At 52.2% G+C, this 22313-nt stretch carries 17 protein-coding genes; 16 read left to right on the top strand and 1 reads right to left on the bottom strand.

What is annotated here, in order from left to right:
* From PXY01_RS07780 to PXY01_RS07730, 11 genes are all read left to right on the top strand, one after another.
* Window positions 1-1617, top strand: a complete 1617-nt coding sequence (locus PXY01_RS07780; RefSeq protein ID WP_174721813.1) for an NADH-quinone oxidoreductase subunit N — start codon at window positions 1-3, stop codon at window positions 1615-1617.
* A 397-nt stretch (window positions 1618-2014) separates the two neighbouring features.
* A complete protein-coding gene (locus tag PXY01_RS07775; protein ID WP_246027835.1) occupies window positions 2015-5074 on the top strand; it encodes a S8 family serine peptidase in 3060 nt (1019 codons plus the stop codon).
* 21 nt (window positions 5075-5095) lie between these two features.
* Window positions 5096-5347: a DUF1146 domain-containing protein gene (locus PXY01_RS07770; protein WP_246027834.1), complete on the top strand. Its 252-nt coding sequence runs from the start codon at window positions 5096-5098 to the stop codon at window positions 5345-5347.
* Between the two features lie 444 nt (window positions 5348-5791).
* The gene (gene murA / locus PXY01_RS07765; RefSeq protein WP_127569015.1) at window positions 5792-7165 is read left to right on the top strand and encodes a UDP-N-acetylglucosamine 1-carboxyvinyltransferase; all 1374 of its coding nucleotides are present in this window, start codon (window positions 5792-5794) and stop codon (window positions 7163-7165) included.
* 221 nt (window positions 7166-7386) lie between these two features.
* Window positions 7387-8670, top strand: coding sequence for a stage II sporulation protein D (gene spoIID, locus PXY01_RS07760; RefSeq protein ID WP_127569013.1), 1284 nt, complete (start codon window positions 7387-7389; stop codon window positions 8668-8670).
* A gap of 109 nt (window positions 8671-8779) precedes the next feature.
* Entirely contained in the window at window positions 8780-9499 is a 720-nt protein-coding gene (locus tag PXY01_RS07755) for a M23 family metallopeptidase (RefSeq protein WP_127569011.1), read from the top strand.
* Window positions 9500-9689: 190 nt separating this feature from the next.
* Window positions 9690-9974, top strand: a complete 285-nt coding sequence (spoIIID, locus tag PXY01_RS07750) for a sporulation transcriptional regulator SpoIIID (protein ID WP_127569009.1) — start codon at window positions 9690-9692, stop codon at window positions 9972-9974.
* 137 nt (window positions 9975-10111) lie between these two features.
* Window positions 10112-11122 (top strand): rod shape-determining protein, encoded by a 1011-nt coding sequence (locus PXY01_RS07745; RefSeq protein ID WP_127569007.1) that lies wholly within the window; start codon window positions 10112-10114, stop codon window positions 11120-11122.
* A gap of 172 nt (window positions 11123-11294) precedes the next feature.
* Entirely contained in the window at window positions 11295-12161 is an 867-nt protein-coding gene (locus tag PXY01_RS07740) for a flagellar hook-basal body protein (protein ID WP_127569005.1), read from the top strand.
* Window positions 12162-12211: 50 nt separating this feature from the next.
* A complete protein-coding gene (locus PXY01_RS07735; protein WP_127569003.1) occupies window positions 12212-13024 on the top strand; it encodes a flagellar hook-basal body protein in 813 nt (270 codons plus the stop codon).
* Between the two features lie 20 nt (window positions 13025-13044).
* A complete protein-coding gene (locus PXY01_RS07730) occupies window positions 13045-13404 on the top strand; it encodes a DNA-directed RNA polymerase subunit beta (RefSeq protein WP_127569001.1) in 360 nt (119 codons plus the stop codon).
* Between the two features lie 164 nt (window positions 13405-13568).
* Here PXY01_RS07730 and PXY01_RS07725 read toward each other — a convergent pair whose 3' ends face one another.
* Entirely contained in the window at window positions 13569-15749 is a 2181-nt protein-coding gene (locus PXY01_RS07725) for an Ig-like domain-containing protein (protein ID WP_127568999.1), read from the bottom strand.
* A 248-nt stretch (window positions 15750-15997) separates the two neighbouring features.
* Here PXY01_RS07725 and PXY01_RS07720 point away from each other — a divergent pair, with 248 nt between their 5' ends.
* The 5 genes from PXY01_RS07720 (at window position 15998) to csaB (ending at window position 22291) form a co-directional block, all read left to right on the top strand.
* On the top strand, window positions 15998-16561 hold the full coding sequence (locus PXY01_RS07720) for a CDP-alcohol phosphatidyltransferase family protein (protein WP_127568997.1): 564 nt from the start codon (window positions 15998-16000) through the stop codon (window positions 16559-16561).
* A gap of 170 nt (window positions 16562-16731) precedes the next feature.
* A complete protein-coding gene (gene fabZ / locus PXY01_RS07715; RefSeq protein ID WP_127568995.1) occupies window positions 16732-17163 on the top strand; it encodes a 3-hydroxyacyl-ACP dehydratase FabZ in 432 nt (143 codons plus the stop codon).
* Window positions 17164-17299: 136 nt separating this feature from the next.
* Window positions 17300-19018 (top strand): phospho-sugar mutase, encoded by a 1719-nt coding sequence (locus tag PXY01_RS07710; protein ID WP_127568993.1) that lies wholly within the window; start codon window positions 17300-17302, stop codon window positions 19016-19018.
* Between the two features lie 13 nt (window positions 19019-19031).
* Window positions 19032-21203 carry a DUF5693 family protein gene (locus PXY01_RS07705; RefSeq protein WP_127568991.1) on the top strand — a complete coding sequence of 724 codons (2172 nt, stop codon included), beginning with the start codon at window positions 19032-19034 and terminating at the stop codon, window positions 21201-21203.
* A complete protein-coding gene (csaB, locus tag PXY01_RS07700) occupies window positions 21158-22291 on the top strand; it encodes a polysaccharide pyruvyl transferase CsaB (protein WP_127568989.1) in 1134 nt (377 codons plus the stop codon). Before PXY01_RS07705 ends, csaB begins: the two co-directional genes overlap by 46 nt.
* Window positions 22292-22313: the final 22 nt, after the last annotated feature.

Genomic DNA, 22313 nt, shown 5'->3' with positions numbered 1-22313 from the left:
ATGGTATACGATGGAAAGCTTGCGCCTATGACGTGGGCGGATGCCGGCTATCTGCTTCCCGAGCTTATTCTTATCGGCATGATGGCGCTGTTGATTGTACTGGATCTAGTCTTGCCGAAGCGGATTGACCGCTCGATCATTGGATGGTTGACGCTTGCGGGCATTATCGGCTCCGCGGCGGGCGTGATAGCTCGTATCAGCAATCGTTATGATGGAGGACAGCAGCCGGAGGTAAGCGGCATATTAAGGGACAGCTATCGATTCGACGACTTCAGCCTTATGTTCAAGCTGCTTCTGCTGCTTGCCGCTGCATTGATTGTCCTGTGGAGTCTCGGGTCGATGAAGCGCGAAGCGTCCGCAAGACTTATGCATCAGGCGGAATATTATTACTTGCTGCTGCCGGCTGTTGCCGGTGCAATGATCATGACCTCGACAGCGGATTTGATTACACTGTATGCCGGGTTAGAGCTGCTCAGCATCGCGACCTATGTACTCGTAGGCTTACGTGCCCGCGGTGCAGCAGCGAAGGAAGCGACTGCGGCAGCGGTTGTTCAATCGTCCAAGCCTGCGGAGGCCGCTTTTAAATATGTCGTTACCGGGGGGATTTCATCTGCGTTCATTCTGTTCGGCATGTCTTACTTGTATGGCTTGACCGGCTCGACGCATGTAGGCGTCATTGGTGGCCTGCTGCCTGAGGTCGTTGACTCATTCCGGGCGATGCTTTACGTTGCGTTCTTCTTCCTGCTTGCAGGCTTCGGGATCAAAATTGCAGCGGCTCCCTTTCATGCTTGGGCGCCGGATGTGTATGAAGGAGCGCCTACACCGATCAGCGCTTTTCTCGCTGTCATATCGAAGACAGCCGCGGCCGCGGCATTATTACGGCTGTTCTACAATATCGTATATCCATCCGGGTACGGGGACCCAGCGCTCAGCCGGGACCTGTTCCACGGGGTGCTGGCCATAGCTGCCTGTGCGATGCTGGCTGGTACGTTAAGTGCCCTGAGACAGCGGAATATGAAGCGGCTGCTGGCGCTGTCCGGTGTGGCTAATGCCGGATATTTGCTCGTTCCGATCGGGCTCTCTTTCTATGGCGTACATTCTAACAATACGGCTGAGCTTTTCTTCTACGCCGTCGTTTACTTGTTTATGAACATTGGCGCATTCATCGTTCTATCCGCTGTGTCCGGATCGGCGGAGGCTGACACCGAGAGCGGAGCAGACCTTAAGATGTTTGAAGGGCTGTATCACCGTGCTCCGTGGACCGCCGGCGCAATGCTTATGCTTCTCTTGTCGCTGGCCGGGCTGCCCGTATCCGGCGGCTTCTTCGGAAAGCTGTTCATTATGCTTGGTGCAGCCAGCTCGCATGCCTACTGGATTCTAGCGGTTATGGCTGTGACGAGCGTCATCTCGTATTACGTTTATTTCGGAATCATTCGTCAAATGTTTATGCGCTCTTCCGGGGAAACGCCGGTCCTGGTGCCTGCTGCGACAGGCGTTGCGCTGTGGATCTGCGCTGCTTGCACATTCGTGCTGGGCGTTGCGCCGGGCTTGCTGCTTCAAGTGTTCGATGAGCTGTTTCATCTTATTGGCGATTTGATCGTCATTCGAAACGGCTAGCATTCATGATCGGTTCTCTGCCTGTCCGAACGGCAGCACTGCTGTTCAGACAGGCATTTTATGTTCTGAAGGACAAACTTACACATATTTATTGATATGGACGGGGCATCTGCCATATGGATAGTAGTAAGCATTCGCGTCTAGCGAGGCCATGAACGAATAGTAGAGGGGAGTCGAGGGCGTGTGCTGCGCAAGACTATAGAGATACGCCGTCCGGAGGCTGGAAGGAGCATAGGCGCAAGCGAAGAGCTGCTGCCTGTGACAGACTGGAATTATCTCTGCAGCTGCAAGGAGTTTGTGGGATGAAAATCGAAACTATTGTAAGGTAAATACGTTAATATGTGCATAACGATACAGGAGTCTCAGTTACTAAGGACTCGGGCTAGGACGAGGTTACATGAAATATTATTCAAGCAATCGAAGCATTCTGTATTTGCACGCTATGTTAAGAAGTTTGCTGACGGGCAAGGCTTTGTGGCTGCTGTTGTCCTCTGTACTGTTATGGAGCAGTACAATGGACTACATCGCGGCTTATTCGTCGCCTTTGAATGCGCGGGCTCCGTCTGTTTACGAATTGTCCGAGGAGTTCGATCAAGCGGCAGACAGTTCCTTACTGCAGGGGAATGCACGTGCAGGATCAAGCTGGCTGCTGAAATGGAAATCGGCTCCGCCTGACACAATGCCAGCAGCAACGCGGTTAATTGCGCGGCAGGCTGAAACAGCTGTAGACGTCGTCGCCTTCGATGGTGAAGATCAATCGGAGCAGCAATGGCTTGATCGTCTACTAGCGGACGACTGCATAGAGTACGTGCATCCGAATGAGAAGGTACAAGCGCTATCATTCGTCTCGCCGGCTTCGTCTTCATCCTCAATTGTGGCCGCATCTAAGGCTGAATCTGTAGACAGATTAGTAAGTGCGTCAGCTAACGAATCGGTGATGGCATCACAGGCGGAATCGAAAGCAAGGGCCGCCGCTGCCGGTCAGGCGAACGATCCTTATTTGGAGAAGCAGACATATTTGAACCTAATTGGAGCCAAGAGCGCTTGGAAGAAAGTGAACAGTCAGACTGATATAACGATCGCTCTAGTCGACACAGGCGTGGATTGGGATCATCCGGATTTGAAGAACAATTTGGTTGAAGGGGCCAATTTGATTCATCCCGGGCAGCTGCCGATCGACGACAATGGGCACGGTACAAGCGTGGCGGGTGTGCTGGCCGCATCAGGAAATAATGGTATCGGGATTGCCGGATTGCTATGGAAAGCGCGTATTATGCCGATAAAAGCGCTAGATGAGGATGGCTCGGGTGATGAGAGCAAGCTGGGCGAGGCGATACTGTACGCTGTTCGCAACGGGGCCCGTATTGTTGTGCTGTCCGTCGGGCTTTATCGCTATTCGCCATATATGCAGGATGTGGTACAGTATGCAGAAAGCAAGGGAGTACTGCTCGTAGCGGCAACTGGTAACGACGGCACACTGCTTGGCAGTCGTGCCGCCGTTAAATATCCGGCAGCTTATCCGACGGTGCTTGCGGTAGGAGGCGTGACGGAAAACGGTAAGCCTGAGCCTCGTTCCAATCCGGGTCCAGAGGTTGATCTTGCTGCGCCTTGGAACGTTTATACGACTGCGATGGGCGGTGGCTATAAGAGGGAGGAAGGTACCTCATTGGCTGCCCCACAGGCGGCGGCCGCTGCCGCTCTTGTGCTTGCACAGCATCCGAATTATAAGCCTTATGAGGTTCGGGCGCTGCTGCGTCAGACGGCTAAGGATATCGGTCCTGCAGGGGTGGACGAGGCGTCGGGCTATGGACTGCTGCAGATCGGCGCTGCTGTAACGGCTAGCTTGAAGCCGGATGCATACGAGCCGAACGATGCTCGGGACCGTGCAGCTTATTTTCCGATCGAGACTCAAATTGCAGCTCGGCTGACCGGCGGAACAGACATCGACTGGTATGTGATTGATGCTCCTTATGACGGTTCGATAACGCTTCAGTTGCAAGGCTTGAACGAACCGGGAACAGCAATGCCGCCCGTGCGATTGACCATGTACGCGGGGAACAAAGCTATAAGCACACAGGATGCGAAGCTGGTCAACTCGACGATGGAGTGGGATGTGAAGAAGGGGAAAAATTATGTTCAAGTGCGGTTATATGATCGTGAACGAACGGATAAGCTGCCTTACTTGTTGACGGCTGATTATCATATTTATTCGGACGACTATGAGAACAACGATAAATCTAACGAGGCGGCTCCGCTGCAGCCTCGTTCGCAGGTCATACAGGGAACGTTCAGCAAGCAGGGCGATCGTGACTGGTATGCGGTGGAATTTAAGCGAAGCGGCACACTCCGGCTGAAAATGTTCACAGATACGGTGCGAATTGACCCGAGCATTGCTGTGCAGCGCGAAGGTCAGAAGCTTGTAACCTATGACGACAATGGAGACGGGGAGCCGGAACAGTCGCCGCTCATTACTGTCACGCCCGGAAAGTATTTAATCCGGGTACATAATGCAGCAGCTGTAGACGCAAGCGCTGTAACGGGGCTGTACACCCTTCGGATGGAGGTTGTAACTAAGTACGATGATCCGAATGAGCCGAATGACAAATCGTATGCTTCAACTTCTCTTCGTGCGGGTACGGAATATTTGGGCGTTATCAGCAGCAAGAATGACGAGGATTGGTTTCAGATCCGGCTAAGCGATATTTCGTTTGCGATTGTTGATTTGAATGGGATTCCGTCGGGCAGGTCAATGACGATCCAAATCTACGATAAGAAGCAGCAGCTTGTACGGGCGACCCGGTCTGAGGAGGGCCGATCACGTATCCATGCTGGCTTCCGCCTGGAAGCTGGTTTGTACTACATGAGACTGACAGCTGATGCGCCGTTCGATCAACAGTACTACCACTTCACGGTGAACATAGAATCGCTTAAGTCGGGCTATCGGGATATTAATGGACACTGGGCTGAAGAAGCAATTGCAGCTTTGGCCAAGAAAGGCATTGTATCCGGTTATGCGAATTACCGGTTCGAGCCGGACGGAGCTGTGACCCGTGCAGAAGGCGCCGCGATGCTGGTACGAGCGTTCTCCCCTGCTTCTTCGACAGCCGGTCTGTCCTTCCGTGATGTATCCTCGCGGCACTGGGCTTATAAGTCCATTATTCTATCAGCAGGAGCAGGTTATCTCAGCGGCTACCCAGATGGAACGTTTAGACCGGAGAGGCTTATGACCCGTGCGGAAATGGCGGTCACATTAGGGAAGGCTGCAGGATTGAGTCCGATTCGTTCTTCGTCGCCTTATGAAGACGTTGCTGCGTCGAATTGGGCTGCGCCGATGTTGACAGCTATGAAGCAGAGAGGCTGGCTCGGCACCTACGAGGGAGGCAGATTTGAGCCGGACCGATCAGCAAGCCGTGCTGAATTTGCTGCGCTGTTGTACCGGATTTTAAGTTCCATCTAATGTACGAAGGGAAATATTCCGATGAATATGGAAGATATAGAATTAAACTACGCAGTTAATGGGTTATTATCCATTGTTGTCGTTCTGTTAAGCATTATTTTGGCTTGGACGGTACTGCAGGAGCTGAAGCTGGATGCATTTCTTAGACATCCCCGTGCTCCTAAGGCACGTCTGCTGTTAATCGTGCTTGCCGTCGTTATTGGTCATTCCTTCGCGTCGTTCATTTTGGATTATTTTGAGTGGACGAGGATGTTGAGCGGGTTTGTCGAATAACGTAATCGAAACTTGTCAATAATGGGTAGCATATGACGGAACGAAAAAAGGAGGCCGCTCCGAATGGTATGAAAACGGTTGTCGAAAGACAGTGCCGGCGGACGGCTTCAATCTCCAAGCTCATGACCGGAAAACCGCGGGGTTATGGGAATTTCTATTCCCTGCCCGGCCAAGCTCGAATGCAGGTGTTTATGAAAATAGCCCTTGTCGATTGGTGTTGGAGAATGGTATGATGAAGGTTGGAGCAAATGACTATCGGGCAACATAATTGGAATAATCAGTAATTTCTAGATCGGCAAGTTATCACGTTTTCCGGGCGATGCATGGGAAGCGCAACTGCCGTTATTCGCAGTCATGATTGAAGTCCAATACGCAGTTTTAACCTTTATAATAGTCATGAAGCGGCAGGGAACATATTTTGCAGCGTGCGGAGGGAAAGCATAAATGAGCAAAATTATCGTCCGCGGAGGCCAGCGGCTATCAGGTACGGTCCGGATTGATGGTGCGAAAAACGCAGTACTTCCTATCTTGGCGGCGTCTTTGCTTGCAAGTGAAGGGGAGAGCGTTATAGCCGATGTGCCTCTCTTGGACGACGTGTTAACGATACGGGAAGTTATTGCATCACTGGGAGCGGAAGTCTCGCACGGACAAGAGACGATGAGCATTCGCGCAAACCGATTAGCGGTATACGAGCCGCCATACGAATTGGTGCGCAAGATGCGCGCCTCGATTCTAGTCATGGGGCCGCTGCTTGCCCGCACGGGACGGGTGAAGATATCGCTGCCGGGCGGCTGTGCGATCGGCATGCGGGCAATTGACCAGCATTTGAAAGGCTTTGAAGCGATGGGAGTCGATATTGCACTGGGACAGGGCTTTATCGATGCGACAGTGAACGGGCGTTTGAAAGGCTCGAAGGTGTATCTGGACGTCGCGAGCGTCGGTGCAACAGAGAATATTATGATGGCAGCAGCGCTTGCCGATGGAACTACGACGATCGAGAATGCGGCGAAGGAGCCGGAGATCGTCGATCTCGCTAACTACTTAAACGCAATGGGCGCTCGAATTCGCGGAGCAGGTACGGATATGATTCGGATTGAAGGCGTTGAAGCGCTGAAGGGCGTACGCCATACGGTCATTCCTGACCGCGTGGAAGCGGGTACTTATATGATCGCAGCGGCGATTACAGGCGGCGATGTCGTTGTTGAAGGTGCCATTGCGGATCATTTGGCGCCTGTTATTTCGAAGCTGCAAGAGATGGGCGTAACGGTAATGGAGATTGACAACGGATTGCGTGTTATTGCTGACAAGCGCTTGAAGGCAGTAGACGTTAAGACGCTGCCATATCCAGGCTTCCCGACCGATATGCAGTCGCAGATGATGTCGCTGTTGCTTACATCAGAGGGAACAAGTGTTGTGACGGAGACGATATTCGAGAATCGCTTCATGCACGTAGAGGAGTTTGCCAAAATGAACGCACAGATTAAAGTGGACGGCCGTTCCGCAATTATTAACGGCGGCGTGCAGTTGAATGGTGCGAAAGTGATGGCAACGGATCTTCGTGCAGGTGCAGCGCTTATATGCGCAGCGCTCGCAGCGAACGGCGAATCGGAAATTTCGGGCACGCATCATATTGACAGAGGCTACGTGAACATCGTCGGCAAGCTTGCTGCGCTCGGCGCCAGCATTGAGCGTGTGGAAGCTGTCCCTGCCCCGATGTCCGTACAGGAGCCTTCACCAGCAAGCAGCGTCGTTGAGACGGTGGCGTTCAAGCGAGAGAAGGAAGTCATCGTTCGCAACGTACAGCCAACCTGGGCTTAATATGGGGAATAATGAAGACGGAGCCGGTATATCGGCTTCGTCTTTATTTGGATTAGCGGGGCTCCTTGCGTGATGAGTCGGCGTATCCGCTGTATTTTTTTGACCAGGGATCTTCTAGCCTATCATTTCCGTTCATATAGTAGTGCTATAGGGACAAGAAGAGTCCGCGCCCGTGCGCGGGCTTTTGTCTTCCACATGCACACATAGAGAGGAAGAGGGATATGATAGATTGGCTGCGGGATTGGCGGACAAGTCGTAGAAGACAGGCGCGGAGACGGACGAATGCATGGTTATGGGGAGGGCTGTTATGGTGGTGCGCTTTCGCTGCCGGCATCATCATTGGAACTGTGATCGTGCTGATTCAGGCTGACGGCGAGATCATCGACCAGGATGATAAGCTGCTAACTGCTATAGATCATCGTGCGCCGCAGACGAGGGCTGTATCCGGACTGAATATGGTGGATAAAGCGAATAAGGAGAAGGCTGCCGGAGCTTCATTAAATGAAGATACGATGGAGCAGTTAGCCCGTAATTTGGAGAAGGTATCTGCGGTCGGCGGGCAAGAGTCGACTGTTAGGAAGCCGGGAGCCGGGAAAGCGGAGGCTGCTGCGGCGCCCGCTGTGGATAAGTCGTACAACGGGTTGGACAAGGTGCGGGTGCGCATATATTTGACTGAGACCGGACGCGTAGAAACGGTACCGCTTGAGCTTTATGTTCGGGGAGTGCTGGCCGGTGAGATGCCGATTGATTTCGAGCTTGAAGCGCTTAAAGCGCAGGCTATTGCTGCACGGACCTACATTGTTCGGCGTCTTGCATTGGATGACAAAAGCGGGGTGCCGGACGGTAAGGCGGATGTGACCGATACGGTGGTTCATCAGGTGTACATTCCGCTGAAGGAGCTGATCGACAAATGGCCGGCGGGCAAGGAGCGGGGTGAGGCGCTGGGCAAGCTGGAACGGGCGGTGCAGGAAACGAAAGGAATGGTGCTGACGTATGATGGGATGCCGATAGAAGCCGCCTTTTTTTCCACCAGCAATGGCTATACGGAAAACGCGGATGAATATTGGCAGCTGTCGCTGCCGTATTTGCACAGCGTAGCTAGTCCATGGGATGAGCAGGTGTCTCCTCGATATAAGCAAACGGTGTGGATGAGCGAGAAGGAGCTGTATCGACGGTTAGGCGTGAAGGACGACGGCAAGCCCCCTCGTATATTAGAGACGACGCAAGGGCATCGGATCAAGGAGATTGTTATCGGAGGCGAGACGTTCACGGGACGTCAGGTGAGAGAAAAGCTGGAGCTTGCCTCCTCGCATTTTGAATGGACCATTAATGACGGTAAGGCTGAAATTACAACGTACGGCTTCGGCCACGGTATCGGAATGAGCCAGTGGGGGGCGAACGGGATGGCTAAGGAAGGAGCGACGGCCAAGCAAATTTTGCTTCACTATTATACCGGCGTTAAGGTAGAACAAGCTTATAAGCTACTGGATATTGAAGATTCATAATGTCGCCTCAGGGCTTGATACAGTGCGAATCTCAAAATTTATGAAAATAGCGTCACCTCACGTATAAACCGTATGGTTCTGGCAACAATGGCTGATGAGGTGATCGACAATGAATGATCAGAACAACAAGCCGAAAGAAGCTCCCAAAACTATTCCGGGAGGTCCATCGGCCAAATCGAAAGGCTTACGCAGACTGCTCGCCAACAAATGGGTGACACCGGCGGCTTTCATGGTAGCGGCGGCAATTATCGTAACCTTAATGTGGCTCTATCGGGGAGAGCAGCAAGATCAATCGACGACAGCGCCCGAAACGGAAGTCAGTCAAGGTGAAGACGTGACGAAGCCGCAAGACGATACGATTGCCGTTATGACAGAAGGCGAGGAAATGCAGTGGCCTGTCGTCGATTTTAGCAAGATGGAAGTGGCTCTCCAATATTACGATGCTAACGGCACGGCAGAGGAGAAGCAAGCTTCCATGGTGCTGCAGGCGAATACGTCCACGTTCGCGCCGCATGTCGGCCTTGATCTGGCGAAGCCGGACAATACGACGTTTGATGTACTGGCAGCATTAAGCGGCAAGGTAACACATGTCGAGAAGGGTCATCCGACGAACGGAGACTCCATCGAGATCTCACATGGCGACGGTCTGGTGACGATTTACCAAAGCCTTAGCGACATAAGCGTCAAAGAAGGCGACGAGGTCCGGCAAGGTACAGTCATCGCCAAAGCCGGTCGCAATGATCTGGAGAAGGATGAAGGCATTCACCTTCACTTCGAAGCCCGCCAGAACGGTAAAGTGCTTAATCCGAACGATTTGATCAAAAAATAAGTCACCTGAAACGTCCGCTGCTTCTTATGAAGAGCGGGCGTTTTGCTGCTTAGTGGGACGTTAGTCCTGCTCTAAATACGAAATATTGAAAATAATTGGCTATTGCGGCTTGTCACGCTTGGCCTTAAAGAATATATAACCGCCCCCCTCATATAATGTACCAAACTATCTCGAGTAGGGAGGCGGGAACGTGCACGATTACATCAAAGAGCGAACCATTAAAATAGGCCGCTGCATCGTGGAAACGAAGCACACGGTTCGGACAATCGCCAAAGAGTTCGGGGTCTCGAAGAGCACGGTTCACAAGGATTTGACCGAGCGGTTGCCTGAGATCAATCCCGACCTGGCGGATCAGGTGAAGCACATTCTCGAATACCATAAGTCGATCCGGCACTTGAGGGGAGGAGAGGCGACCAAAATCAAGTATAAAAAGAACAGCAAGAAGCGTGAGGTGTTCGCCGCTTCGAAAAGCTGATCGAAATAAAAATTTCTACAAAAATAGAGGGATTTCGAGAATTTCAGCGAATAATAAATCGTAAGAAGTCTCTGGGAAATTCAGGGCTTACGCGATCGTTGCAATATATTCTTTATTCGTTGGAGGACTCTCGCCTTATGTTCAGCAAGGATATCGGAATCGATTTGGGAACGGCCAATGTATCGATACATGTGAAAGGAAAAGGTGTCGTCCTTGACGAGCCGTCTGTAGTTGCAATTGAAAGTGATACAAAGCGTGTATTAGCTGTCGGGGATGAAGCGCATCGGATGGTCGGGCGTACCCCCGGCAACATCGTAGCGATCCGTCCGCTGCGGGACGGCGTCATCGCGGACTTCGAGATTACGGAAATCATGTTGAAAGCGTTCATCGACCGGATAGGCGGCCGCAGCTGGTACGGCAAGCCGCGTATTCTGATCTGTGCGCCAACCAACATTACCTCCGTAGAGCAGAAGGCGATCCGTGAGGCGGCGGAGCGCAGCGGCGCTCGCGCGGTATACCTCGAGGAGGAGCCGAAAGCAGCGGCGATTGGTGCGGGAATGGATATCTACCAGCCTAGCGGGAATATGGTGGTCGATATTGGCGGAGGCACTACGGATATCGCCGTTCTATCCATGGGCGACATCGTGACGTCGTCGTCGATTAAGGTGGCGGGCAACAAGTTTGACGACGCCATTATGAAGTATATTAAAAGTAAGTACAAGCTGCTTGTCGGCGAGCGGACAAGCGAGGATATCAAAATTAAGATTGGTACGGTTAATTCGGAAGGCCGCGACGGTGAGATCGATATACGCGGACGCGACATGGTCACCGGCCTGCCGCAGACCGTGACGATTCGATCGGAGGAAGTGCGTGAAGCGCTGTGGGATTCGGTTATGCAGATCGTTACAGCTGCGAAGACCGTACTTGAGCGTACGCCGCCTGAGCTGTCGGCTGACATTATCGACCGGGGCGTTATTTTAACCGGTGGGGGAGCGCTGCTTGACGGACTGGACACACTCCTCTCGGAGGAGCTGATGGTGCCGGTGCTCGTCGCAGAAGATCCGATGCACTGCGTCGTGAAGGGGACAGGCATTATGCTGGATAACCTTGATAAAGTCGTCGGAGGGAAGAAAGCATCTTACAAATAGAAATAGACAAGTTCGGCGGGTAGGGCGTTCGGGGGGGACGTGCTGAGGCCGGCAACAGCAATCTTGTAAGCGGGTCATACCAAAGATTTATTAATGGTATGACCCGTTGTGCCGATATATAGAGTAGAAGAACATCTGACCGTAGGATCGGACAAGCTGGGAGGAATATGAAATGCTAAGAGGGCTGTATACAGCTGCCGCCGGATTGACGACGCAGCAACGCCGCCACGACACGATTACGAACAATATTTCGAACATTAACACGCCGGGGTATAAGCAGGCGAACGAAGTAACGCGTACATTCCCGGACGTGCTGATGGCGCTGACTGGCACAAGCGATAACTCCGACCGGACGATTGGACGGATGTCGACAGGCGTCTTCGCCGAGGAGAGCATCTCTTTACAGGTTCAAGGTGACTTGACCGAATCAGGGCTGGCAGGTGATTTTGCATTAATGTCCAGCATTCAAGTTCCGGGCGTTACGTTTGACAGCTCGGGCAAAGGGGTGACGGAGGACGGAGAAGTTGTATTCCGGCCTCAAGCGTTTTTCACAGTAGAAGGAGCCAACGGGGAGCCTCGTTATACGCGTGATGGACGGTTCGCTCTGAATGCAGAGGGCTATCTTGTGACGTCAGGCGGTCAGCGTGTCCTGGGCACGAATGGACAGCCGATTCAATTTCCTGCGGGCTCAAGCTTGAATGATGTTACGCTGACGAACGATTTCCGTTTTGTCGACCGGCTTACGGGAGCAGATATAGGAAGCGGACTGCAGCTTACTCGGATCAACAATCCGAATATGCTTGTACGTGAGGGAGATGGCAATTTCCGTCTGGAAGGGGACGAAACTTTAGCTGTACCGGTAACGGCGGCAGATGGCGTAGAAGTGCGTCAAGGCTACTATGAACGTTCTAATGTCGATGCTGCCCAGTCGATGGTGGATATGATGTCGGCGCTGCGTGCTTACGAGGCGAATCAGAAGGTCGTACAATTTTATGATAAAAGCTTGGACAAAGCGGTAAACGAGATCGGACGCGTGTAACCGCTGACGAACGATAAGACATAACGGTATCTGAGACGGAGGGTTGCTCGATGAACGGTTCAATGATTAATGCAATGGTATCGATGAACGGGCTTCAGCAGAAGCTCGATATTCTGGCGGACAACATCGCGAACGTGAATACGGTTGGATACAAGCGCAAGGATGCGTCGTTCCAAGATCTGCTGACGAATATGAAGGTGCAGTCGGACGAGTTCAAGGAGCCGGGGCGTTTGTCGCCGATGAACTATACACAAGGCTGGGGCTCCAGATTGATGGCGATTCAACCAGATTTGACGCAGGGGACGCTGAAAGCGACGGACAATGGACTCGATATTGCTATTGAGGGAGACGCATTGTATCAGGTTCAGACGCCTGAAGGAAGCGCATTTACACGCAACGGCGCATTCCAACTGTCGCTGCAGACTGACGGCAGAGCGCTGCTGGCGACGAGCGACGGCTACCCGGTTATGAGCGAGAACGATCAGCCGATTGTCATTCCGGCTAACCGTACGATTCGAGTAACTACGGATGGGACGGTTCAAGCAATCGCGCAGGATGATACGGTAACGACGATCGGCAAGCTGAAGCTGCTTCAGGTTACACGTCCGACGATGCTTACGACAGTTGCAGATAACTTGTATGCCGTGGCAGAAGGTGTTAATGTAGAAGATGTGTTGAGAACCGTAACGGCCGGAGAAGGCAGTGACATCGCTGTCCGTCAAGGCTTCCTCGAACAGTCGAATGTGGATTTGACGAGCGAGATGACGGAGCTCATTAACGTGCAGCGCGCCTATCAGTTGAGCGCCCGTGCGCTGACCTCCAGCGATACGATGATGGGACTGGCCAACAGTTTGCGCGCATAAACGGAGTTGAATGAATCGAGATGAATACGAACTGGCAGCAATCGACGGTTCATGGCAGTCGAACCGCGAGAACGGCCGCGTCGCCGGATGCAGACGATCGACGTCTGAATGCATCAGCAGAAGGTAACGAACATATTGAGCCTAAGCGTGCTGAACGCGGCGGCTCGTCACCATCGTCCAGCAAGAAGCCGCGGCGACGGAAGAAGCGCAGCATATGGCTCAGGTTATTGAGAATGACCATCGTGCCGATTCTGCTGCTCTGCTCAGTTGTTGCCGGACTATACGTTGGCTATAGTGTGTTCGGTAACCAATCCGGCGCCGAAGTGTACCAGGTAAAAACCTGGAGGCACTTGTATGATCTTATGTTTTCAAAGTCATAATGAACGAAGACAAGCCTGGTCTATGGACCGGGCTTGTTTATTTGTGCTGGACTGCATATCGGATTAATGTGCGTGAGCATGTATGATCGGGCCGTGACGGAACGGTCAGCGAATAAATAAAAGGCGTCTTCACGAGAGTGCTCTCGAGAAGACGCTTGTTTGCTCTATTTAACGGTTACACGGACGGTTGCTGTCTTTCCGCCGAACTTCGCTTTGATTGAGGTGGTGCCTTTCGCTTTCGCTACGATGACGCCATCAACAATCTCTGCAACTTTCGTGTTGGAGGAGGTCCATTCCGCCGCATTCGTCTGTATCGTCATCGTGCCGTCATTGTAGAATGCTTTAAGCACGACTGTGTGCGAAGCGCCGATCGCAAGGTTGAGCTTGGAATCGGACAGGACAAGCGACTTCAGCTTCGGTACGACACTAAGCGATATGGTAACCGATTTGTCCTGGTAAGTACCCGTAATGACCGCCGTTCCCTGCTTCACTGCACGAATCGTATTTTTACTAGAGAATTCGGCGACTGTCTCATCGCTGATGCTCCAATTTACTTTCGTGCTTACCACGGCTGTTTTGCCGCTTTTGTAGGTGGCTGTTACTTTCAGTGACTTAGATTGCTTTGGATTAAGTGTCAAGGTTTTCGGATCGACGACCAGCTTCACAGCTTCTTCTTCGATCGAGACGTTAACCTTCACCATCTTGTTCAAGTAAGTACCGGTCAACGTTGCGTTGGCCGCTGCGAGTCCTTTCAGGCCTTTGGCTTGAACGAGTAGATTAGCGGCAGAGGATTTCCAGGTTACCTTATCCGTAACGTCCATCTCCGTACCGTTCTCGTTCACAACAGTTACGGTCGGAAAGCTATATTCTTTGCCGATAATCATGCTTAGATTATCAACAGCTGCTGTGAGAAGAAGCGGCTTCTCATTAACGGTAACCGATACGCTAACCTTCAGTCCGTTAACGGAGGCGCTCAGCTCAGCGGTGCCTGCTGCTTCTGCTTTCCACTTGCCATTCGATATCGATACAACGCTCGAATTGCTAGACTGCCACGTTAGTAACGATGAGATGCTGATCGCATCGCCGCCGAACGAAGTTGCTTGGACTTGTGGAAGCGTTCCGGTTTGACCTGTATAGGTTTCAACTTTTTTGTCCGACTCGCTGATGGTCATAGTCGAGACCGACGGCAAAACTGTTACTTTAATGGAGCGGCTCGCACCTTTGTATGTCACTTTAATAGTAGTGGTGCCTAGACCTTTCGGCGTGACGACGCCTCCGGATACTGTAGCTACCAGAATATTCGACGACGACCATTCCGCAGTGTCTGTAACCTCAATAACGGTGTTGTTATTGCTAAGAGCCTGCGCCGTCAGCGTGACCGGCTGATCGTGCAGCTGGAGATTTAAATCAGCTCCAGGCGTTATTTTCAAATCCTGTGCACCTTGACGGACGGCAACTGTGACAGTGTCTGTAACGCCCATATACGAAGCGGTAATCGTCGTCGTACCTGAGCCGACAGCTTTGATGACACCCTTGTCTACCGTTGCGACAGAAGCAGCGGAGCTTGTCCACTCTGCCTTATCTGTCACGGACTCCGTACCGCCGCCTTGAAGCTGTACTTGCGCCGATAATGATACAGCGGCGTCGCCTACCGCCAGCTCGATCGTGTCGGAGCCGGAGATGACAAGCGATTGATAAGGAGAAGTTACCGTAATTTTGATGGAATCGGTCTTGCCTTTGTAGCTGGCAGTAATCGTTGTTGTGCCGGCGCTGTTAAGGGTAAGCTTACCCTTATCAACGGAAGCAACAGCTGTATTGGAGCTGCTCCAGCTTGCGCTGCTCGTAATGTTGGTGATTGTACCGTTCTTCGTGCCGTTGAGTGTAAATGCTACGCTCTGATCTAATGTATAGGCAGCTTCGTCCGGTGCGGCGCTTCCGCCGGATTGAATTGAAATTTCATCGTACAGCTCTTCGACTTTCACGTTGATCGACTTTGTATATCCGCCATAGGTAGCGCTGATCTTCGCGCTTCCTTTGGCAACGCCGACGATTGCGCCTTGCGTTACTTTGGCGACGGCTGTATTGGATGATTTCCAGGTTGCAGAATCTGTTACATCTACTCGCGTAGAGAGATTAGACATAGTGGCGTACAGATTCAAATAGTACGCGTCGTCAGCGGCGTATACGAGAATTTCGGACGCCGTCGTATCGAATTCAAGATTAGTAACTGTGTCGGCTGCGAAAGATCGGTCCGAAAGCCATGTGATGGTCAACATAAAGGCCAGCGCTAAGGCGATAAAAGAGCGCGCCGACTTCTTCTTCGGAGTCAAAATGTGTCGCTGCATAGAGTGGATTGTACCTCGCTTTCTCCATTTGCTGATTAGGTTCTCTTACTAATAACGGCTTCATGGACGAGATATTGAAGACCGAAAGAAACTTTTGGCAGTTTAATTAGGGTGAACAAGCAGCAGTAAAAGTCGTATGCAACGAGGCGGAGAGCAGGCGGACAGTTTTTTTTTTTAATAGGTAGAGGTATAATGGTTGGGTAACTTTGAGGCAGTATCCATTTCGTACCGGCAAAGGACGTGAACGTTTGAATCTTCCGAATCTGCTCACAATATCGCGATTTCTGCTTATACCGATCTATATCGTTGTTTTCGCGGGCGGAGAACGAATGATTCCGGCGTTCGGTGTTGTCGTGCTTGCCGGGTTAACAGACGTATTAGACGGTTATATTGCACGTAAGAGGGGGCAAATTACGGCAGTCGGAGCGATGCTTGATCCGCTGGCGGATAAGCTGATGCTCATTACCGTCATTTTGTCCTTGCTTCTGACGGGGCATATTCCGCTTGCGGCGGCGATCCTGATGTTCACTCGCGATTTGGGGATGATTATAGGGTCGGCGGTATTTCATTTCAGCGGGAGAAAGACCGTTCCAGCGAACTGGATGGGCAAGCTAACGACGGTGCTGTATTACATCGCGATATTGTTTATCTTCTTTGAGGCGCCTTTCGCTCAAGGCTACCTTTGGAGCGTCGTCATCTTCTCATTCGTGACGACAATGATGTATATGATTCAGATTTTTGCGATCAACCGCGGCGGGGACAAGTCTCAAGGCGGCAGCAATGAGATGACGACAGAACAAACGGGCAGCTAATCGCAATTCAAAGAAGCTCGAATGCGCTAGCGTCTTGCAGCTAACGGCATTCGAGCCCCCTTATCTCAACCTGCGCGAACTGCAGTTTCGCGAAGGATAGTTTTATGTTGTCACCGATCAGGGAGATTATGCTTAAGGCGGGTCATAATTTTATGGAGGAGGAGTTCCAAATGATGGACATTAATGAAATTCAACAAATTATTCCGCACCGTCAGCCTTTTCTGCTTGTAGACCGCATTGTCGAGGTAGAAGAAGGCGTACGCGCCGTCGGAATCAAAAATGTTACGATGAATGAACCGTTCTTCGCTGGACATTTTCCGGGATATCCGGTTATGCCGGGTGTTCTGATCGTAGAGGCGTTGGCGCAGGTCGGCGCGGTAGCGATATTGAAAATCGAGGAAAACCGCGGTAAGCTTGCTTTTTTTGCAGGGATTGATGAGTTCCGCTTCCGCGGACAGGTGACGCCGGGTGATACGCTTCGGCTTGAAGTCGAAATTACACGCCTGAAAGGCAAAGTAGGCAAGGGCCACGCAGTTGCGAAGGTGGATGATAAGGTTGTTGCTGAGGGCGGCATTATGTTCGCCCTGTCTGATCCTTCCTAAGTCTTATCACACTCTTATCGCATTAGAATCTAATTTCAAGCATCCGTTGATATCATCTTGGATTTAGACAGAAGGCATGAGCCGGATAGAGATAAGAACGTGATAAGTGAGAAACATAGAGAGAGGAATGGTTGAGATGTCTATATCCGTGAATGAGGCGGCGCTTGCAAAATATAAGGAGTGGCTTAACGATCCATCGATTGACGAAACGACCAAGGAGGAGCTTCGTCAAATTGCCGACAATGAGAAGGAGATTGTCGATCGGTTCTATCGGGATTTGGAGTTCGGTACGGGCGGCTTGCGCGGCGTAATGGGAGCGGGAACGAACCGGTTGAATGCTTATACAGTCGGTAAAGCGACTCAGGGGTTGTCGGATTGGGTGCTCTCGCAAGGAGCGAACAGTCCTTCGGTCGTGATCGCACACGATTCCCGCAACAATTCACCGGAATTCGCGCTAGATGCAGCGCTTGTGCTTGCGGCGAACGGCATTAAAGCTTATTTGTTCCCATCGCTTCGTCCGACACCTCAGCTGTCGTTCTCGGTGCGCGCGCTGAAGGCGACAGCAGGCATTGTCATTACGGCCAGCCATAATCCGCCGGAGTATAACGGCTACAAGGCTTACAATAAGGATGGCTGCCAGTTAGTTCCGCATGAAGCGGAACAGGCGATTGCGAAGATTCAGCAGGTTACTTCATTCGATCAAGTACGCAAAATTAGCCGCGAGCAAGCGGAAGCTAATGGTCTGCTGCATTGGATCGGCCAAGCGGAAGACGATCTTTACATTGATACTGTGGCAGCTTGCAGCTTGAATGCAGAGCTGCTGAAAGGCGGATTAGGTGATCGGGTGTCCATCGTCTACACGCCGTTGCATGGATCGGGTAATTTGCCGGTACGTGGGGTTCTCGCGAAGGCGGGTTTTAAACATGTACATATCGTGCCGGAGCAGGAACAGCCGGATGGATACTTCAGCACGGTCAAATCGCCGAATCCGGAAGAGCGCGAAGCGTTCACGAAAGCCATTGAGCTTGCCAAGCAAGCGGACGCGGACATCATTATCGGAACGGACCCTGATGCGGATCGGATGGGCGCCGTCGTGAAAAACAATCAGGGAGAATATGTCGTTCTGTCTGGTAACCAGTCCGGAGCGATAATGGTGTACTATACACTCAGCCAATTAAAGGAGCAAAGCCGGCTTCCGGCTAACGGCATCGTTGTCAAAACGATCGTGACGAGCGAGATGGGGGCGGACATTGCGAAATCTTTCGGAGTGGACGTTGCGAACACATTAACGGGCTTTAAGTACATCGGGGAGAAAATGACGCAGTATGAAGCGACGGGTGAGCGTACGTTCTTGTTCGGTTATGAGGAAAGCTACGGTTATTTGACAGGCACCTATGCACGCGATAAAGACGCTGTCGTCGCTTCCTTATTGATTTGCGAAGCTGCGGCATACTATAAAAATCAAGGGAAAACGCTGTATGATGTATTGCTAGAGCTATACGCGCAGTACGGTACTTATTTGGAGGGCCTCCAGTCCCGGACGCTCAAAGGGCTCGATGGCGTACAGAAGATCAGCGCTATTATGGAAGACTGGCGCAGCAATCCACCGAAGGAAATCGCGGGCATTAAAGTTGATCGTGTGCTTGATTACAGCGCAGGTCTGAACGGTCTCCCGCCGGAGAACGTACTGAAATACATGCTCGCCGATGGATCGTGGTTCTGCTTGCGACCATCCGGCACTGAACCGAAAATTAAAATATATTTCGCCGTTCGTGGACAATCGCAGCAGGATGCTTCGTCGGCGCTCAATAAGCTAACGACCGTCGTAATGGAACGTGTCGATCAACAAGCGTAAGGAGAGGACATCCGTGCTTCAATGGCAGTTATGGAACCGCAAGCTGAAAGTCGTATTGTGGGCGCTCGCGCTCATTGGCGTTATTGCCGCAATACCGCTGGGCACTTTGCGGTGGCAGATGGAACAATCATCCAAGCAAGTTGAATATGTAATGGATTTCAAGGATATCGAGCTGGTCGCATCTTATCAATATGATCCTAAAGGGTTCGTCGAGCAGCAGCTTACGCGATTGAAGGAGGCTGGCGTGACGACGATGGCCATCTTCGAAACGACGCTGGACGAGCTCGTAATGGCCAAACGTCTGAATGTGTATAATAATTCGCAGCTGTCGCTGCTTGAAGGCAGCACGCCGGTGCCGGGCCGTAACGAAACGTTCGTATTATTCGCCGGCCCCGAGGAGGAACGGCAGCTCAGTCCGCTAATTAATAGTGCGTTCGAACGCGTCGGCATTGCGGTTGAGCCTTGGTCGTTGAACGGTCGGCCGGGTCTTAAGCTGAGTGCTCCGATTGAGACCGCAACTTTAATCTCCATGAATCCTGATCCGATTGCGCTGGAACAGATTCATCAAGCGGGCTTCCGCATATTACCGCGTTTGTCAGATCGGATTCGTCCGTATAACGAAGAAGAGACACATGCGCTCATTAAGCAGTTGAAAGAGAAGTATGGTGTCGACCGCATTCTTTTTGACGGTGAAGCTGTCAAAGGTTATAACGACCATGCGGATATGAACAGTCTCATCTCGTTCGCAGATATATTGAAGGAAGAAGGAGTAGGAATTGCCGCGATTGAAGGCTTAAAGGCTCCGCAGCTTGGATTCAGTACACTGGCTTATTTGACAGATTACAACGTCGTGCGTCTCCATTCGATTGCTGACAGTCTTGCGGCGACAATTTCACCGGAGAAGCTCAGAGACCGGTTCCTGCTCGCGGCTAAGGATCGCAGCATTCGGATGTTCTATCTGAACGTCGGAGCAAGCCGCAGTCTGGACAAAGGCGGCGTTGTTCATCCGCTGGATAAGCTTGCGGAGGCGCTTGAAGGACCAGACGGCACCATTGCGAAGCTGGAGGAATGGGGCTTCCATCCAGGACCGGCTCAGCCGTTCGAGGTAGACAAGCCGGGTTGGACGAAGGCAGCCAAAGCAATTGTCGGCCTGGGAGCCATCAGCATGATTGCGCTGCTTATTGGCGCATTCGCAAGCTGGCTTACGATACCGGCGTTTGTACTCGGTTTGATTGGCAGCGCCGGCTTATATGTCGTGTCGATGCCGACCCTTGAACAAGGTCTGGCGCTTGGCGCAGCGATAAGCGCACCAACGCTTGCGGTGATTTGGGTGCTGCATGTAATTCGCAGACGGACAGAAGGAAGCCGCCGACTTGTCAGCGGCTCGGATTGGACGGTGAACAATAATCGTACGCATGCGGCAGCTGGCGCTGACAACAATGTACCAGGCTGGGGCGCTATGCTCAGCGATATTTTCAGCACGAGCCGTGTGAAGTGGGTTTTCGAAGGGTTGCCTGCTAGAAGTCGGTTCAGCAGCGCCATCGTCCTGTTCATTGTAACGTCGTTAATTTCGGTGCTTGCTATACCGCTTGTCATTGGACTTCTGAACAACATTACGTATACACTCTACATTCAACAGTTCCGCGGTGTCAGCCTGCTGCACCTTGCGCCAATTTTCCTCGTCGCGGTGTATCTGTTCCTCTATATGGGATCTTCCGTATGGGTGAGCCTGCGCCGGCTTCTGTCGATTCGGATTAACATTCTGATGGTCGTCGCCGCTGGAGTGCTTGGTTTTGTAGGCATGTACTATTTGTCACGGACGGGCAATGAAGGTCAGGCGTCTTCGCTCGAGATGGTGATTCGTAACGTACTGGAGACGACAATTGGCGTTAGACCGCGCTTCAAGGAGTTCGCGATCGCTCATCCGCTGCTGCTGCTCGGATTGTTCCTGTCGCTTCGTTACCGGGCGGCGTGGGTATTAGTTATTGTAGGTGTTATGGGACAGCTGTCGATGGTTGACACGTTCGCACATATTCATACGCCGCTGTATATTTCGACGATTCGCGACCTGCTTGGTCTCGGAATTGGATTAGTATTCGGCTGTGTATTCATTGCTGTATGGCAGATCGGAGAGGTAGTATGGCATCGTTGGGCTCGCGCCAAAATCATTCCGTCCGCCGAATAATCGTCTCCGGTTATTACGGCTTCCGCAACAGTGGCGACGAAGCAGTGCTCAAATCAATCTTAATCGCACTTCGTGAAGCAGGCGAAGCGCAGGGCGTTACTATTCATCCTGTCGTCTTATCTGGCGACCCGGCATGGACGACGAAGATGTACGGCTGCGAGGCGGTACCGCGGATGAGCCCGTCGGTGCTGCTGAGCGAAATTCGGCGATGTGATGGCCTTATTAGCGGCGGAGGAAGCCTGCTGCAGGACGCGACGGGCTGGAAGTCCGTTCCGTACTATACGGGAGTGCTCAAGCTGGCTCAGCTGCTGGGCAAGCCAACGTTTATTTATGCTCAAGGCATTGGACCGATTCATCGCCGTTGGCTGTTCGCGCCGATTCGCAGCGTCATGAAGCGGAGCCGGTACGTATCGGTGCGGGATGAGACCTCCGCAGCATTGCTTGCCTCGATGGGCTTGCCCCGTGAGCGGATCGAGGTAGTGCCGGATCCGGTGATGGGCTTGCCGTTGCCGGATGCGCCTGCTCCCGTTGCGGGTGGAGCTGGGCTGCCTGTTGTCGGTGTATCGCTGCGCCACTGGCGCAAGGACGGTGCCGACCTAGAGCGTTATGCGTCTGCACTTGCCGAACTGGCAAGGAGACGAGCGGTGTGTCTGCGCTTCTTGCCGTTCCATACGCCGGATGATCATGAAGCTTCATCCATCGTTATGAAGAGGCTTGAGGAGCTTGGAACGGGCGAAAGCCGAATCGAGCTGGCATCGCCGGGCGACGATCCGCAGCAAATGCTGCTGGAGGTTAGTCGGTGCGATATGCTGTTCGGCATGCGCTTGCACGCCTTGATTTATTCAGCGAATCAGCGTGTACCGATGCTGGGGCTGTCTTATGACCCTAAGATTGATGCATTTCTAAATCGGCTTGGGCTTACAGCAATCGGTACAACCGAGCAATTGAATCCGAAGCTATTCGCAGATCAGGCGGAGGCGCTGCTGGATGATCCGGAAGACTGGCGTACTAAGCACCGGGATGCAATCGATAAGCTAAAGCGTGAATCGCAGCATCCGGCGCAGCAAATCGCCGCGCTGCTTCGTTAAACGACAAGAAGGTGAACATTCG

The organism is Paenibacillus xylaniclasticus (assembly GCF_004001065.1).
In the GTDB taxonomy this organism is placed as follows: domain Bacteria; phylum Bacillota; class Bacilli; order Paenibacillales; family Paenibacillaceae; genus Paenibacillus_T; species Paenibacillus_T xylaniclasticus.
This window is presented reverse-complemented; position numbering and strand designations above follow the sequence as displayed.

Bases quoted from the DNA above. Each gene is read 5' to 3' on its own strand.
- PXY01_RS07780 (WP_174721813.1), top strand. From the start codon at position 1: ATGGTATACGATGGAAAGCTTGCGCCTATGACGTGGGCGGATGCCGGC.
- PXY01_RS07775 (WP_246027835.1), top strand. From the start codon at position 2,015: ATGAAATATTATTCAAGCAATCGAAGCATTCTGTATTTGCACGCTATG.
- PXY01_RS07770 (WP_246027834.1), top strand. From the start codon at position 5,096: ATGAATATGGAAGATATAGAATTAAACTACGCAGTTAATGGGTTATTA.
- murA (WP_127569015.1), top strand. From the start codon at position 5,792: ATGAGCAAAATTATCGTCCGCGGAGGCCAGCGGCTATCAGGTACGGTC.
- spoIID (WP_127569013.1), top strand. From the start codon at position 7,387: ATGATAGATTGGCTGCGGGATTGGCGGACAAGTCGTAGAAGACAGGCG.
- PXY01_RS07755 (WP_127569011.1), top strand. From the start codon at position 8,780: ATGAATGATCAGAACAACAAGCCGAAAGAAGCTCCCAAAACTATTCCG.
- PXY01_RS07745 (WP_127569007.1), top strand. From the start codon at position 10,112: ATGTTCAGCAAGGATATCGGAATCGATTTGGGAACGGCCAATGTATCG.
- PXY01_RS07740 (WP_127569005.1), top strand. From the start codon at position 11,295: ATGCTAAGAGGGCTGTATACAGCTGCCGCCGGATTGACGACGCAGCAA.
- PXY01_RS07735 (WP_127569003.1), top strand. From the start codon at position 12,212: ATGAACGGTTCAATGATTAATGCAATGGTATCGATGAACGGGCTTCAG.
- PXY01_RS07730 (WP_127569001.1), top strand. From the start codon at position 13,045: ATGAATACGAACTGGCAGCAATCGACGGTTCATGGCAGTCGAACCGCG.
- PXY01_RS07725 (WP_127568999.1), bottom strand. From the start codon at position 15,749: ATGCAGCGACACATTTTGACTCCGAAGAAGAAGTCGGCGCGCTCTTTT.
- fabZ (WP_127568995.1), top strand. From the start codon at position 16,732: ATGATGGACATTAATGAAATTCAACAAATTATTCCGCACCGTCAGCCT.
- PXY01_RS07710 (WP_127568993.1), top strand. From the start codon at position 17,300: ATGTCTATATCCGTGAATGAGGCGGCGCTTGCAAAATATAAGGAGTGG.
- csaB (WP_127568989.1), top strand. From the start codon at position 21,158: ATGGCATCGTTGGGCTCGCGCCAAAATCATTCCGTCCGCCGAATAATC.